12 protein-coding genes are annotated in these 15,412 nt (G+C 36.3%); 8 read left to right on the top strand and 4 right to left on the bottom strand.

The annotated features are described in order from the left end of the window. Positions 1 to 43 precede the first annotated feature (43 nt). Both PWU04_RS06035 and PWU04_RS06040 read left to right on the top strand, forming a co-directional pair. Complete coding sequence (locus PWU04_RS06035; protein ID WP_274474983.1) at positions 44 to 2,065, top strand: glutamine--tRNA ligase/YqeY domain fusion protein; 2,022 nt, start codon at positions 44 to 46, stop codon at positions 2,063 to 2,065. A gap of 120 nt (positions 2,066 to 2,185) precedes the next feature. Next, positions 2,186 to 2,395: a hypothetical protein gene (locus PWU04_RS06040; RefSeq protein WP_274474985.1), complete on the top strand. Its 210-nt coding sequence runs from the start codon at positions 2,186 to 2,188 to the stop codon at positions 2,393 to 2,395. A gap of 57 nt (positions 2,396 to 2,452) precedes the next feature. Here the strand turns inward: PWU04_RS06040 and PWU04_RS06045 are convergent, their stop codons facing one another. Further along, entirely contained in the window at positions 2,453 to 2,770 is a 318-nt protein-coding gene (locus PWU04_RS06045; RefSeq protein WP_274474986.1) for a heavy metal-binding domain-containing protein, read from the bottom strand. 1 nt (position 2,771) lies between these two features. Next, entirely contained in the window at positions 2,772 to 3,716 is a 945-nt protein-coding gene (locus PWU04_RS06050) for an SPFH domain-containing protein (RefSeq protein ID WP_274474987.1), read from the bottom strand. Between the two features lie 75 nt (positions 3,717 to 3,791). Here PWU04_RS06050 and PWU04_RS06055 point away from each other — a divergent pair, with 75 nt between their 5' ends. Beyond that, the gene (locus PWU04_RS06055) at positions 3,792 to 4,478 is read left to right on the top strand and encodes a hypothetical protein (protein ID WP_274474988.1); all 687 of its coding nucleotides are present in this window, start codon (positions 3,792 to 3,794) and stop codon (positions 4,476 to 4,478) included. 35 nt (positions 4,479 to 4,513) lie between these two features. On the opposite strand, the gene gltX is transcribed toward PWU04_RS06055, so the two are convergent. Then, on the bottom strand, positions 4,514 to 6,028 hold the full coding sequence (gene gltX, locus PWU04_RS06060; RefSeq protein ID WP_274474989.1) for a glutamate--tRNA ligase: 1,515 nt from the start codon (positions 6,026 to 6,028) through the stop codon (positions 4,514 to 4,516). A gap of 98 nt (positions 6,029 to 6,126) precedes the next feature. Here gltX and PWU04_RS06065 point away from each other — a divergent pair, with 98 nt between their 5' ends. From PWU04_RS06065 to PWU04_RS06085, 5 genes are all read left to right on the top strand, one after another. Next, positions 6,127 to 9,546 carry a DUF4175 family protein gene (locus PWU04_RS06065; RefSeq protein ID WP_274474990.1) on the top strand — a complete coding sequence of 1,140 codons (3,420 nt, stop codon included), beginning with the start codon at positions 6,127 to 6,129 and terminating at the stop codon, positions 9,544 to 9,546. After that, on the top strand, positions 9,533 to 9,943 hold the full coding sequence (gene ybeY / locus PWU04_RS06070) for an rRNA maturation RNase YbeY (RefSeq protein ID WP_274474991.1): 411 nt from the start codon (positions 9,533 to 9,535) through the stop codon (positions 9,941 to 9,943). Before PWU04_RS06065 ends, ybeY begins: the two co-directional genes overlap by 14 nt. Positions 9,944 to 10,007: 64 nt before the next feature. Further along, the gene (mnmG, locus tag PWU04_RS06075) at positions 10,008 to 11,885 is read left to right on the top strand and encodes a tRNA uridine-5-carboxymethylaminomethyl(34) synthesis enzyme MnmG (protein WP_274474992.1); all 1,878 of its coding nucleotides are present in this window, start codon (positions 10,008 to 10,010) and stop codon (positions 11,883 to 11,885) included. Between the two features lie 645 nt (positions 11,886 to 12,530). Further along, entirely contained in the window at positions 12,531 to 13,388 is an 858-nt protein-coding gene (locus PWU04_RS06080; RefSeq protein ID WP_274474993.1) for a class I SAM-dependent methyltransferase, read from the top strand. Between the two features lie 211 nt (positions 13,389 to 13,599). Next, positions 13,600 to 14,115 (top strand): OmpH family outer membrane protein, encoded by a 516-nt coding sequence (locus tag PWU04_RS06085; protein WP_274474994.1) that lies wholly within the window; start codon positions 13,600 to 13,602, stop codon positions 14,113 to 14,115. A 100-nt stretch (positions 14,116 to 14,215) separates the two neighbouring features. Here PWU04_RS06085 and PWU04_RS06090 read toward each other — a convergent pair whose 3' ends face one another. After that, positions 14,216 to 15,370 carry a DNA polymerase III subunit gene (locus PWU04_RS06090; protein WP_274474995.1) on the bottom strand — a complete coding sequence of 385 codons (1,155 nt, stop codon included), beginning with the start codon at positions 15,368 to 15,370 and terminating at the stop codon, positions 14,216 to 14,218. Between the last annotated feature and the right edge of the window lie 42 nt (positions 15,371 to 15,412).

Below are 15,412 nucleotides of genomic sequence, written 5' to 3' on the forward strand. Positions count from 1 at the left end.
ATCGTTATTTCCTTTAAATTTGTAGCCTTATTTTGAATAGTATATGAGCGAAAGATCACTGAACTTTTTAGAGCATATTGTAGAAGAGGATTTAAGGGAAGGGTTACCTACCGATAAACTGCGTTTTCGTTTTCCACCAGAACCTAACGGTTACCTGCATATTGGGCATACCAAGGCAATAGGTATCAGTTTCGGATTGGGAGAGCGATACAATGCGCCGGTAAACTTAAGGTTTGACGATACCAACCCTGCAAAGGAAGAACAAGAATACGTAGATGCCATTAAGCGCGATATAAGCTGGTTGGGTTACGAATGGGCGGATGAATTGTATTCATCAGACTATTTCCAGCAGTTGTACGATTGGGCTGTGCAAATGATAAAAGAGAACAAAGCTTATGTTGATTCACAGTCATCAGAAGCTATGGCTGAACAAAAGGGAACACCTACTCAACCAGGTGTTGATGGACCTTACCGAAATAGAACGGTAGAGGAGAACCTTGATTTGTTCGAGCGTATGAAGAATGGCGAGTTTAATGAAGGAGAACATGTATTGCGTGCTAAAATAGACATGAAGCACACTAACATGTTAATGCGTGATCCTATCATGTACCGTATTCTTAAAAAGGCGCACCACCGTACTGGAAACGATTGGTGTATTTATCCTATGTACGATTGGACACATGGCGAGAGCGATTATATTGAACAGATTTCACACTCTCTGTGTTCGTTGGAATTTAAGCCCCATAGAGAACTTTACGATTGGTTTTTGGACCAAGTGGTAGTTTCTGAAAGATTACGCCCTAAACAACGTGAATTTGCCCGTTTAAACCTAAGTTATACCATTATGAGTAAGCGCAAGCTTCTTAAATTGGTAGAAGACGGTATTGTGGCCGGTTGGGACGATCCACGTATGCCAACCATTTCAGGATTGAGAAGACGCGGTTATACTCCAGCAGCTATTAGAAAGTTTGTAGAAACGGTTGGTGTTGCCAAGCGTGATAACGTAATTGATGTATCGTTATTGGAATTCTGTATCCGTGAGGATTTGAATAAAACAGCACCACGTGTTATGGCTGTTTTAGATCCTATAAAACTGGTAATTACCAATTATCCAGAAGGGAAAGAAGAGTGGCTTGAAGCAGAAAACAATCCTGAAGATGATAATGCTGGTTCTAGACAAGTGCCGTTCTCTGGTGAATTATACATTGAACGTGATGACTTTAAAGAGCAAGCTAATAGCAAATATTTCCGTTTGTCACTTGGTAAGGAAGTACGTTTAAAAAACGCCTATATCATCAAAGGAGAGAGTGTTGTCAAGGATGCTGATGGTAACATTACTGAAATACATTGTACGTACGATGCAGACAGTTTGAGTGGTAGTGGTACAGAAGCCAGTTTGCGTAAGGTTAAAGGAACATTGCATTGGGTTTCAATTAATCATGCTGTAAAAGCTGAAGTTAGAGAATACGACCGTTTGTTTATGGACGAAGCTCCAGATGCACATGCCGATAAAGATTTTATGGAGTTTTTGAATCCTAATTCTTTGAATGTAGTAGAAGCTTTTGTTGAGCCTAGTTTGAAAGAAGCTAAAGTAGGGGAAAGGTTCCAGTTCCAAAGATTGGGATACTTTAATGTTGACGATAATTCAACTTCAGAACACCTAGTGTTTAACAAAACAGTTGGATTACGTGATGCTTGGGCTAAGCAAGAACCTAAGGAAGAAAATCAAGCGTCAAAACCGCAGCCTAAGCCACAACAGCAATCGTCTAGACCAGCTATTGAGGAGATTAAAAAGTTAGGTAAGAAGTATACAAATTTACCGGAAGCCAAACAGCAAGCTACAAAGGAGAAAATCCAAGAATTGGCTAAAGATGTACCTTACGAAGATTTAGAACCTTTGTTCGATACAGCTGCAAAAAAAGTAGGTACCCGCATTGCCGCTATGTTAACCTTAGGTGTTTTATTGGAAAGCGGATTGGAACGAAACGATGCAATTAATGATTTTATAAACAAAGCGTTGGAAGATAAGGACGAGCTTTTGGTAGCAGAAGCGAAGGCACTATAGATTCCAAAAACATATTAAAAATAAAAGCCCTGTAAATTAATAGTTTACAGGGCTTTTTTGTTTTTATAATCATCAAAAAATCAGTAACTTAATAACATTGTTAATCAAAAAATGAAAGCTATGGTACCTACACAAGAGTTGTTAAGTAAAATATCCGCACTAACGTTAGATATAGAGACCAATTACCCTGATTTATATAAATACCTAGATGAAAATCCCGTAACCATCCCAAGCAAGTTAAATCCCGCTGTAGATGAAGGTTCTCTAGAGCGGTATTTACAAAGTCTTGAGGATTTGTTGATGAAATATAAAAAAGATCATAATGCATAAAAGAAAAACCCTCTTGAATTTACAAGAGGGTTTTTTAGTTTCTATAAAAGTATGGTTTTAAAATTTCACAGCCGTTCCTGAAGCCGTAACCATAAGCATACCGCCATTTGAACCTACTGTTTCATAATCTAAATCAACAGCAACAACTGCATCGGCACCCATTTGTCTGGCTCTATCTGTCATTTCCTTGAGAGCTATATCTTTGGCTTCACGTAATACACTCTCGTAAGAACCGGAACGGCCACCAACGATATCTCTAATGCCTGCAAAGAAATCTTTGAATATGTTTGCACCAATAATGGTTTCGCCAGTAACGATACCTAAATACTGCTGAATTTTATGCGTTTCTAATGTGTTTGTTGTAGTAACTAACATCTTATTTGTCGTTTTCGTTATCAGAATTTTTCTTTTTCTCTCTAGCTTCTTTCATAGCTTCTCCAATTTGGTTACTTGCTGTAAAGCTAGCTACCATATTGTTTAACATATCACTTCCTGCTTGGGGTGAATTTGGTAGCAAGATTAAGTTACTGTTGGTTTCTTCACCTATGGCTTGTAAAGTATCGTAGTGTTGGGTTACAACAATTAATGCGGATGCTTCTTGGGAGTTAATACCCACTTTGTTCAGTACTTCTACAGATTCTTCCAATCCTCGTGCAATTTCACGTCTTTGGTCGGCAATACCCTGTCCTTGTAAACGCTTGCTCTCAGCCTCTGCTTTAGCCTTTTCTACAATTAAAATACGTTGGGCATCCCCTTCGTACTGAGCGGCTATTTTTTCACGCTCAGAGGCGTTAATACGGTTCATTGCAGCTTTTACTTGGGCATCTGGATCAATATCGGTAACCAAGGTTTTAATAATATCAAATCCATAATCCAACATAGCATCGTTTAATTCTGATTTAACTGCAATTGCTATATCATCCTTTTTAACGAATACATCATCCAATTTCATTTTAGGAACTTCAGCACGAACAACATCAAATACATAACTAGTTATCTGGTCATGAGGATAATCCAATTTATAAAAGGCATCGTAAACCTTATCCTTGATTACGACAAATTGTACGGAAACTTTTAGTTTTACAAATACATCATCTAATGTTTTGGTTTCCACCAAAACATCCAGCTGTTGAATTTTAAGGCTTAAGCGTCCAGCCACTCTATCTATCAAAGGAATTTTAAGATGTAAACCTGATTGACGAATGCTATGGAATTTACCAAAGCGCTCAATTACGGCAGCAGATTGTTGCTTAACAATGAAAAACGATGAAATAAGGACTAGTAGTCCAATGACAAATACTGGGATTAAAAAAATGTCCATAATGGTTATTAAATGGTTAGAGGTTATAAAAGTTTAAATATAGTATATTTGATTACAGTACTTTAAAGAAAAGTCATGCGAAAAAAATATCTTCTCACCCTATTAGTAGTAACTAGTACCCTTTTTGTTACAGAATCGTATTCACAGCACAAAACCTATCCGATTACCAATGGAGTTGGAATTATGGGCGGATTAACCCAGTTTGATTTACAAACCGATAATTTCAATACTTCACCTGGTAATGGTTGGATTTTAGGGCTTTCAGCAACTGGCGATTTGCCACATAAATGGTATAACATTAGTTACGGCATGCAGATATCGGAGAATAAATTCTCCATTGAAGCTAGTCCAACTAGTTTGTTATCAAATAGAGAAGAAATAGAATACAAAGTGTTCATGGCACAATTGGCGATGCTCATGCATATAAAGATTGTGCAGACCTACATTACTCTAGATATTGGCCCAATGTTGCAGTACAACGGAGAAATGCAACTTACAGACGATAATCAAGAGAATTATTTAATTACTAACTATCAAGGTATCACTGCAGATGAAATAACCGATATAAGCCCTTTTAACTTTAATGGAGCCGTTGGGATGACATTTGGGATGGGGCATTTTAAACTCCGAGGACAGTATATTTATGGGTTTACTAATATGCTGAATAAATTAAACGATGCCAATTTGAATACATCGGGTGGAGATGGTCGTTTCAAAGGTCTTCAAAGTATGTTTGTTTTTTCTGGAATAATATCTTTCTAAAAACAAAAAAGCGGGTCATTGAAGCCCGCTTTTTTTTATAGTAATTCAGCTTTTGCTTTCTCCAATCGTTTTATAGTTTCGTTTTTACCAATCAGGAAAATAATATCGAAAACATCAGGTCCCTGTAAAGCACCAACCAACGATAATCGTAACGGTTGCATTACCTTACCAAAGCCTATACCTTGATCAGTAATCCAACTTTTAATAGCTGTTTGTAGGTTTTCTACAGAGAAATCTTCAACCGAAGTGATAATCTCTACCAATTTGTCAATAACCTCTCCTGTATCTTCTTTAAAAGCTTTTTTAGAAGCTTTTTCATCATAGCTTTCAGGAGTAACAAAGAAGTAGTTTGTTAAATCCCAAAAATCACTGATGAATGTGGCACGTTCCTTTACCAAGCCAACAACCATTGAAATGAAGTTAACATCAATATCAGCAAGTTCTTTGTGTTTAGCTTTAAAAGCTTCGGCCAAATCATCGTTGTGTTGTTCTTGCATGTAATGGTGATTGAACCATTTAGTTTTATCTGGATCAAAACGAGCACCAGCCTTGTTTACTTTAGCTAAATCGAAGGCTTGGATTAACTCATCCATACTGAACAGTTCTTGCTCTGTTCCAGGGTTCCACCCTAAGAATGCCAAGAAGTTTGTTACAGCTTCTGGGAAATAGCCATCTTCTTTATATCCTCTGGAAACATCGCCACTAGCAGGGTCTTTCCATTCCAATGGGAAAACAGGGAATCCCATTTTATCACCATCACGCTTGCTTAATTTCCCTTTTCCTTTAGGTTTTAAAATCAATGGTAGGTGAGCAAATTCAGGAGCTTCCCATCCAAAGGCATCGTATAATTGTTGGTGCAAAGCCAATGAAGGCAACCATTCTTCACCACGGATAACATGGGTAATTTCCATTAAATGGTCGTCAACAATATTTGCCAAGTGATAGGTTGGCATACCATCAGCTTTGAACAAAACCTTATCATCCAAAGTATTGGTATCAATCTTGATATCACCACGAATAATATCCTTTAAATGAAGGGTTTCATCCTGTGGCGATTTAAAACGAATTACATAATCTTCACCAGCATCCAATTTAGCTTTAACCTCTTCTTCAGTAAGTGCCAAGGAATTTTGAAGCTTCATTCTGTTGTGCCAGTTATAGATGAAAGTCTTTCCTTCAGCTTCATGAGACTTTCTATGGTTGTCTAAGTCTTCAGCTGTATCAAATGCATAATAAGCTTTCCCTTCAGCAACTAATTGATCAGCATACTGACGATACATCTCTCTACGTTCACTTTGCCTGTAAGGACCAAAATTACCTTCTTTACCAGGACCTTCATCAAAAGGCATTTCGCACCAATTCAATGCATTTATAATGTAATTCTCGGCACCTTCAACATAACGGTTTTGATCGGTGTCTTCTATACGAAGCACAAACGTTCCATTGTGTTTTTTGGCAAATAAATAGTTAAAAAGGGCAGTACGAACACCACCAATATGTAAAGGCCCTGTAGGACTGGGCGCAAAGCGTACACGTACGGGTTTACTCATTATTCTTAATTTTGTTTGCAAAGATACAATTAACAGTCTATTATAAACGGCAAGGAAAATAAAATTGTAGCTTTATAAGTTAACTAAACATTTGCACTTTGAATCACTTTACCACCATTCAGCAAAAGCTTGAGGCATTTATAAAAAAATACTATATAAACGAATTGTTGAGAGGAAGTATTTTATTCTTTTCTATAGGAATGCTGTATTTTTTATTCACGCTTTTTGTGGAGTATGTACTTTGGTTAAATCCTAAAGCAAGAACCATTTTGTTCTGGTTGTTTGTTACGGTAGAAGTGGTGCTATTTGCAAGATTTATAGTGTTGCCCTTTTCTAAACTGTTCAAACTCCAAAAAGGACTCGATTACGAATCGGCCTCAAAGATCATTGGGAACCATTTTCCAGAAGTGAGTGATAAATTACTGAATGTTCTACAACTTAAATCAAGTAACTCACAATCCGAATTGTTACTTGCTAGTATTGATCAAAAATCGATTGAACTTAGTCCTGTGCCTTTCAAAATGGCTATTAATTTTAAGAGTAACATTAAATACCTAAAATATGCTATTGTACCGTTATTAATAATTCTTATTTCATTAATCAGTGGGAAATATCAATGGTTTAGCGATAGTTATAAAAGGGTTATTAACCATAGTACAGCTTACGAACCACCAGCACCATTTCAGTTTTTTGTGGTAAATGAATCCTTGAAGGGAGAAGAAAATAAAGATTTCAAGTTGGTGGTTAAAACGGCCGGTAAATTGATGCCAGAATCTGCCAAGATCCATTTTAATGATGAAGAATATTATCTACAGAATAAAGGAACAGGAAGTTTTGAGTACGTATTCACCAAACCAACGACTGATATAGAATTTTTCTTATCTGCCAATGATGTCAATTCAAGAGATTACATTCTGAAAGTTTCAGAAGTACCATCTATTGTTGGTTTCAGTATGTATTTAGACTATCCTGCATATACCGGAAAGAAAGATGCAGTAATTAAAAGTACAGGAAATGCTGTTGTTCCTGAAGGAACAAATATACGTTGGGAGCTTTCTACTAATGCAACCGATCAAGTTGTGTTTTTTGCTAATGATACTACCCAGTTTGCTAAGATCAATGATATATTCAGCATTGAAAAAATGGTAGTCAATCCGTTTGATTACAATCTTCACACCTCCAACAAAAATTTCAATGACTATGAAGAATTGAGTTTCAGAATAGATGTTCTGAAGGATTTAAATCCGGAAATTAAAGTACAGATGAAACTGGATTCTTTGGATATGGAAACCATGTATTTCCATGGACAATTAAGTGATGATTATGGATTACGTGGCCTTAAAGTACATTTCAATCCTTCAGATAATCCTGAAAAAACTATCAATCGTAATATAACAATAAAACAGGATAACTTTGATGAGTTCCTATATACATTCCCTGGACAGCTTGAGATAGAACCAGGGGTTCCTTACGATGTGTATTTTGAGGTAACCGACAACGATGCTGTTAATGGATTTAAGAGTAGTAAAAGTCCTGTTTTCCGATTTAGAAAGCGGACAGTTGATGAAGAGAAAGATAGACAACTACAACAGCAAAGTGAAACTATTGATGACCTGAAACAATCTCTTAAGAATTTTGAAGAACAAGAGGATGAATTGAAAGAGATTTCTAAAACTCAAAAGGAAAAGAATCAACTCAATTTTAGCGACAAGAAGAAACTTGAGGAATTTTTAAAGCGTCAGAAACAACAAGACGAGCTTATGAAGCAATTCAATAAGCAGGAACAAGAACACCTTGAAAAGTTTGATGAAACACAACCAGATGCTTTTAAGGAATCTTTAAAAGAACGCTTAAGGGAGAATGAGGAGCAATTGGAGCGTGATGAGAAGTTATTGGAAGAACTCGAAAAGCTTCAGGAGAAAATCGATAAAGAGAATTTAAACGACAAACTTGAACAACTTGCTAAACAGAATAAAAACAAAAAGCGTAGTATGGAGCAGTTGCTTGAGTTGACTAAACACTATTACGTAGGCAAGAAATATGAAAGACTGCAACAGGAACTTGATCAATTAGCAAAGGAGCAAGAAGAGTTGTCCAACAAAACGGAGAAAGAAAATTCTTCTAAAGAACAAGATAGTCTAAACAAAAAGTTCGATGATTTTAAGAAGGAAATGGATTCTCTGCAAAAGGATAATAAGGGTCTTAAACGACCAATGGATTTAAAACGTGATAAAAAATCAGAAGAAGAAATTGATAAAGATCAGCAGGATGCTCAGGAGTCTTTAGAGCAACAAGAACAATCAAACAACCCTCAAGAGCAGCAAAAAAATGCTGGAAATGCACAAAAGAAACAAAAGCAAGCTGCTCAAAAAATGAAGCAAATGTCGGAACAAATGATGATGCAAATGTCAGGAGGAGGCGGAGGCGCTGAGCAAATGTCGGAGGATATGGATATGATTAGACAGATTCTTGATAACCTTATTTTATTTTCTTTTAATCAGGAAAATGTCATGAACCAATTTAGCAGCATTGAGGTTAATCACAATGAATATGCTAACTACTTAAGGAAGCAAAGTGACTTAAGAGAGCATTTCCAGCATGTTGATGACAGTCTATTTGCTCTGTCGCTTAGACAGCCTATGATTTCAGAATTTGTAAATAAGGAAATAAACGAAGTGTATTTCAATATAGACAAATCTTTGGGTCAATTTTCTGAAAACATGTTGTACCAAGGTATCGCCAGTCAGCAATACACTATTACTGCTGCGAACAACTTGGCAGACTTTCTAAGTGAAACGCTCAACAGTATGCAGATGCAAATGCAGATGATGATGAGCAGTGGTTCAGGACAAGGAAAGCAAGGTCAAGGACAAAATGGACAACAACTACAAGATATTATAATTAGCCAAGAAGAGCTTAATAAGAAGATGGAGGAGATGATGGGTAAGCAAGGTAAGAGTGAAGGCGGCCAAGAAGGCGAAGGTAAAGATGGAGAGAATGGTGATAAAGAAGGTGAACAAAAAGGTGACAAAGGTAAACAGGGTAAAGGTGAAGGTAAAGGCGGCCAAGATGGAGAAGGGGAAATGAACGGTGAGGAAATGAATGGTGAATTGTTTGAAATTTACCAGCAACAACAACAATTGCGAGAATCACTTTTTCAATTAATGGACAAGGAAGGTTTACGAAATAAAGCTGGAGAGAAGCTGCTAAAGGATATGGAAAATGTAGAGTTGGATTTATTAAACAACGGAATCACCCAGCGCACGATGAGTAAAATGATTGAACTTAAACATCAATTATTAAAATTAGAGAATGCTACTTTTCAACAAGGGCGTGATACTAAAAGAGAATCACAAACCAATTATCAAGACTTCAATAACTCTGTTAATGACAATACACCTGATATCAAACAATATTTTAACACCACAGAAATTTTAAATAGACAAAGCTTACCTTTGCGCCATAATTACAAAAAGAAAGTACAACAGTATTTTAAGGACAATAATGATCAGCTTTAATTACGAAACAGAATTTAATTTATCGGATGAGAATGGTATCGGTTCATGGATATCTGATGTTATAGAACAAGAAGGTTGTAGCGAAGGAGAAATCAATTACATTTTTTGTGATGATGAATATCTTCATAAACTTAACGTAGAGTTTTTAGACCATGATACATTAACCGACATCATAAGCTTTGACTATACGATGGGCAAGTTGATTTCAGGAGATATATTCATTTCAGTTGAACGTGTAGAAGATAATGCAAAGGATTTCGAAGTTGACTTTGAAACGGAATTAAAGCGCGTTATCGTTCACGGTGTTCTTCATTATTGTGGTTATAAAGATAAGACTGACGAAGAAGCGAAGGTAATGCGCTCAAAGGAAGACTACTACCTGAATATAATAGCTTAGTATTCAGTAATTAAGTGTATATTTGTACGATTTTTTAGGAACAATTGTTTCACGTGGAACATTTATGAGTTTATTTCAAGATACATACGACGTAATTGTTGTTGGTGCTGGGCACGCAGGTAGCGAGGCAGCGGCAGCTGCAGCTAACATGGGAAGTAAAACCCTTTTGGTGACAATGAATCTTCAGAACATTGCACAGATGTCATGCAACCCAGCCATGGGTGGAATTGCAAAAGGACAAATAATAAGGGAGATTGACGCCTTGGGTGGATACAGTGGAATTGTGAGCGACCGCTCGGCAATTCAGTTTAAGATGTTGAACAAATCTAAAGGACCTGCAATGTGGAGTCCAAGGGTACAGAGTGACCGCATGCGTTTTGCAGAAGAGTGGAGAAATATGCTCGAGCAGACTCCGAATCTTGATTTCTACCAGGATATGGTTTCTGGGCTGCTGATGGAAGGTGATAAGCTTGTTGGTGTAAGAACGTCGCTTGGTATTGAAATTAAATCCAATACCGTTGTGCTGACAAACGGAACGTTTTTGAATGGATTGATCCATATTGGAGATAAAAATTTCGGAGGTGGTCGAGCCGGTGAAAGAGCTGCTACAGGAATAACTGAGCAACTAGTTGAACTTGGTTTTGAAGCTGGCCGCATGAAAACGGGAACGCCTCCACGTGTTGATGGTCGTTCTTTGGATTATTCTAAAATGGAAGAGGAGCCAGGTGATGATAATCCTGATAAGTTCTCTTATTTGGACGTGACAAAGCCGTTAACGGAACAGCGTTCGTGTTATAAAACATACACTAGTACGTTAGTTCATGATTTACTTCGTGAAGGATTCGATCGCTCACCAATGTTTAATGGAAGAATCCAAAGTTTAGGACCGCGTTATTGTCCATCTATTGAGGATAAGATTAATCGTTTTGCTGATAAAGATCGTCATCAAATTTTCGTAGAACCAGAAGGATGGAATACGGTAGAAGTATATGTTAATGGTTTTTCTACTTCCTTGCCGGAGGATGTTCAATTTAAAGCATTGAAATCTGTGTCAGGTTTTGAAAACGTAAAATTCTTTAGACCTGGTTATGCTATAGAATACGATTATTTCCCGCCAACACAATTAAAGCATACGTTGGAAACAAAGCTTGTGGAAGGGTTGTATTTCGCTGGTCAGATAAATGGAACTACGGGTTATGAAGAAGCGGGTTCTCAAGGTTTGATTGCTGGTATAAATGCTAGTTTGAAAGTTCAGGAACAAGATCCGTTTATATTGAAACGTAACGAAGCGTATATAGGTGTTCTTATTGACGATTTGATCACAAAAGGAACGGAAGAGCCTTATAGGATGTTTACCTCTCGTGCTGAATATAGGACTTTGTTGCGTCAGGATAATGCTGATTTCCGTTTAACGCCGCGATCGTTTGAAATAGGATTGGCTACTGAAGACCGTATGAAACGTATGGAGGAAAAGGAGAGAAAATCATCAGGTTTGGTTGAGTTTTTTAAAAATACGAGTGTTAAACCAGAAGAGGCTAACCCTGTCTTAGAGGAGAAAGGTTCTTCGTTGATGAAGCAATCCGACAAAATATTTAAGGTGTTTTCAAGACCTCAGATTACGATTGCCGATATTAGAAAGTTTAATGATGTTGATGTGTATATCAACGAAAATGAATTGGATTCTGAGGTGATTGAGCAAGCAGAAATCCAGGTTAAATATTCTGGATATATCGAAAAGGAAAAGCAAAATGCCGACAAGTTAAATAGATTGGAGGATGTGAAAATCCCATCTAATTATAATTATTCAAATATTAAGTCCATGAGTTATGAAGCTCGTGAGAAATTAAATAAAATACAGCCAACAACAGTATCTCAAGCATCCAGAATCAGTGGTGTTTCACCAAGCGATATTTCAGTGTTATTGGTTTACATGGGAAGATAATTTCATTCGTTCCACGTGGAACAATTATATGGATTAAGTGAAAAAGGGTGTTGAATAACACCCTTTTTTTTGTGTAGTTTAATGAGTTTTTTGGCGAAAACAAACTGTTTCTCAATTTATATAATGTTTGCCTTTTAATAGTTCTTTAGAAATTAATCGCAGGGAATAGGAGAGTTGTTGAATGAAATGAAGACCCTTTCAGCTGTGTTTGTTTTTATAAAATTGACAAACGTTTTTAAAAATGTTCTTAGATGAAGTGAATAATTCTGTTTTGATTCTTCAGTTTTGTGAGTTGTTCAAAGCTGAAATTTCCCTTTTCAAAATGTAATTTTATTTCTGTTTCTTGATACATATTCCGATTCAAAATCTCCATGTTTATTTTATTGTGTGTTTTGTTTTTAGTTTTTCCATGTTACAAATAAGGTTTGCTTTTATTCTATTTTTTGAAGTTGAAGGTTTCTAATTTTGTCGATTCTTGTAATACAATTTGATCTTAGTTGGAGTAATGAAATACGAATTACAAAATTCAATAGACTGTAAATTATTCTGTAATTTACTTTTCGAAACTTATTGAATTTACATAATATTGCTTTCGGAAAACATCACAGTTTTCAATCTTCAATTTATTCTGATTATTCATAAATCATGTCCGATAAAAATTCACAACCGTACTTAAAGTGTAAAGATTATTCCGTTTCTGGTGAAACATTTGAATTGCGTTATAATGAAACTTATGATATGTTGGAAACATATCCTGTTCCAGATGTATTAGAACTGGGTAGTTATTACGAAAGCGATAATTATATTTCACATACCGATACGAAGCGAAACCTTTTTGAAAAAGTATATCACATGGTGCGTTCATATGCTTTGCTGAATAAATTGAAATTGATATACAAATATTCAAAAAATGGAAAACGACTTTTGGATATTGGTTGTGGAACAGGAGATTTTTTGAATACAGCAAAACAAGCAGACTGGGAGGTAACGGGAATAGAACCGAACGAATCTGCTAGAACTATTGCTAAGGAAAAAGTAGGTGATGTTGTTTTTGATGTTGATGAATTGGAAAGACTTGAAGAAGGATCGTTTGATGTCATTACACTTTGGCACGTTTTGGAGCACTTGCCAAATCTCAACGAACAGATTCAAATTTTAAATCGTTTGTTGAAACCAACGGGAACTTTAATTATAGCTGTTCCCAACTACAAAAGTTTCGATGCGAAACACTATAAAGAGTTTTGGGCGGCTTATGATGTTCCACGTCATCTTTGGCATTTTTCCCAAACGTCTATAAAAAGATTGTTTATGGGAGTCGGTATGAGAGTTGAAAAAATATTACCCATGACTTTCGATTCTTTTTATGTGAGTTTACTTTCCGAAAAACACAAAACTGGAAAAATGCATTTAGTAATCGGATTTTTGAATGGCTTGCGTTCAAATTTTAAAGCTTTGCGGACTGGAGAGTATTCTTCCTTGATTTATGTGATCAAAAATGAGTAAAAAACGAAAATAAGACTTAATAAGGACTTGTTTTAAGTTTAAGTGTGTCTTCGGTTTTGTTTTTGAAGAAATGTGCTTAAAACGCTTAATTTTAATCGGTTTTTAATAGTTTTGTTTTATGTTGTGTGTAGCTTGTTATAGTTTTTATTTATAATATGTTTTCTTTACTATTTTCCTGCTACAAATGATTAGCTTCGTTAAAATTTCACAAATGAAAAAAATTCTATTGAGTCTTTCAGGACTTTTGCTTTTGGTATCATGTAACCAACAAAAAATAGCTTACGTAGATAATTCGGTTTTGATAAATGACTATTTAGAAAAGCAAGATCTGGAAAATCGATATAATTCAGAATTGGAAAAATCCAAAAAGAAAGCGGATAGCTTATCTCGAATCCTCAAGATTAAATTTGACATGCTTCAGGAAGAAGCTAAAAATTTATCAAAAGAAGACGCTCAAGCTGCTTATGATGCGTTTGTTGTCACACAGCGCGATACACGTACAGGAATACAAATGGAAGCTCAACAAATAGCGGAAAATAGTCAAAACGATATTGATTCGCTATTGGTAAAGGTGAAGGGCTTTGTTAATAGCTATGGAAAAGAGCATGGATATACTTATATCTTAGGGAGCAATGAGGCTGGAAGTGTACTATACGGTGATGAGAAGCTCGATATAACCCAAGAGGTGTTAACCGCTTTGAATGAAAATTATAAGGATTCAAAATAGTTTTCTTAACCCTCCTTCTTTGTAATAAACTGTAAAGGGTAAAACTTGATGTTGATTTTTTTCCTCTATTGTTTATTCTATTGAGTAGAAATATGTTTTCTTAAACCTCCTTTTTATGCAACAACCTTGTTAATTGTATGGATAAATCGGTAAGGATAATTTTAGAGTTTCCGTTACGCTCTATGTGGTATATGGCATCCTGAAGAGCTTCACTGATTTCCATAATGTTACCATTGTGTACAAACGGTGCAAATTTGTCTAAAGTAAACCCTTTTGTTTGTGGTTCTAAATACACCAAACCTTCTGCATTGTAGCTTAAAAGCATGGCTTGACGGAACATATTCATGCAAAAATCCAAAAACTGTTTTTGGGTTTCACGACCTGTTTTTGCAATGTCCTCGCTCCAGGAAATCAAATCGTGAATGGCTCCCTTGTTGCCTTTTGCTTTAAAAGCAGAGCGTACCCAGAATACAAACCATTCTTCAAATTGAAGGTCTTCACTATCCTGTTCTACTAAATCACAAGCCTTATTAAAATTGCCGTTTGCTTGATGAGCAAAACGTGTTGCGGTTGCTTCGTCTAAATCAAACTTGGCAATCAAGGCGTCTTTTATAACGGTTTCGGCTAAAGGCGGGAAATGAAGTACTTGGCAGCGCGAGCGAATGGTATTGATAATTTGTTCTTCATCTTCTGCTATCAGGATAAAAACAGTTTGGCTAGGTGGCTCTTCAATCAGTTTAAGTAATTTATTGGCGGCGGCAGTATTCATCTTGTCGGCCATCCAAATAATCATGATTTTATAACCGCCTTCATAAGCTTTTAAGGAGAGTGCTTTTACAATATCCTGAGCTTCATCAACCCCTATTTGACCCTGTTTATTATCAACCCCTAAAATCTTGTACCAATCAAACAGATTGCCGTAAGGTTCTTCCTTTAGCATTTGTCGCCATTCTTCCATAAAATGGGCTGAAACAGGATGGCTTTTTACTGAATTTGTGGTAGTTACAGGAAATGCAAAATGTAAGTCGGGATGTGATAGGTGATCGAACTTAATATTACAGGCTTCAACACCATTGCCGTTTTCACCATTTACATTCTTACATACCACGTATTGCGCATAGGCTAAGGCCATAGGCAAAGTTCCTGATCCTTCGGGACCTACAAATAATTGCGCGTGGGGGATGCGTCCGTGGTCGGCACTTTGTGTTAAATGTTTCTTAATGTGCTCCTGTCCAAGTATCTCTGAAAATTGCATGAAGCAAAGATAACGGAAATCCAATCTTAATTGTATTGAGAA

Origin of the sequence: Mangrovimonas aestuarii, assembly GCF_028767185.1 — a bacterium.
GTDB classification, from domain to species: Bacteria; Bacteroidota; Bacteroidia; order Flavobacteriales; family Flavobacteriaceae; genus Mangrovimonas_B; species Mangrovimonas_B aestuarii.

What these genes read in the sequence shown, in the direction of transcription:
- PWU04_RS06035 (WP_274474983.1), top strand. Translation starts at nt 44, where the DNA reads ATGAGCGAAAGATCACTGAACTTTTTAGAGCATATTGTAGAAGAGGAT.
- PWU04_RS06040 (WP_274474985.1), top strand. Translation starts at nt 2,186, where the DNA reads ATGGTACCTACACAAGAGTTGTTAAGTAAAATATCCGCACTAACGTTA.
- PWU04_RS06045 (WP_274474986.1), bottom strand. Translation starts at nt 2,770, where the DNA reads ATGTTAGTTACTACAACAAACACATTAGAAACGCATAAAATTCAGCAG.
- PWU04_RS06050 (WP_274474987.1), bottom strand. Translation starts at nt 3,716, where the DNA reads ATGGACATTTTTTTAATCCCAGTATTTGTCATTGGACTACTAGTCCTT.
- PWU04_RS06055 (WP_274474988.1), top strand. Translation starts at nt 3,792, where the DNA reads ATGCGAAAAAAATATCTTCTCACCCTATTAGTAGTAACTAGTACCCTT.
- gltX (WP_274474989.1), bottom strand. Translation starts at nt 6,028, where the DNA reads ATGAGTAAACCCGTACGTGTACGCTTTGCGCCCAGTCCTACAGGGCCT.
- ybeY (WP_274474991.1), top strand. Translation starts at nt 9,533, where the DNA reads ATGATCAGCTTTAATTACGAAACAGAATTTAATTTATCGGATGAGAAT.
- mnmG (WP_274474992.1), top strand. Translation starts at nt 10,008, where the DNA reads ATGAGTTTATTTCAAGATACATACGACGTAATTGTTGTTGGTGCTGGG.
- PWU04_RS06080 (WP_274474993.1), top strand. Translation starts at nt 12,531, where the DNA reads ATGTCCGATAAAAATTCACAACCGTACTTAAAGTGTAAAGATTATTCC.
- PWU04_RS06085 (WP_274474994.1), top strand. Translation starts at nt 13,600, where the DNA reads ATGAAAAAAATTCTATTGAGTCTTTCAGGACTTTTGCTTTTGGTATCA.
- PWU04_RS06090 (WP_274474995.1), bottom strand. Translation starts at nt 15,370, where the DNA reads ATGCAATTTTCAGAGATACTTGGACAGGAGCACATTAAGAAACATTTA.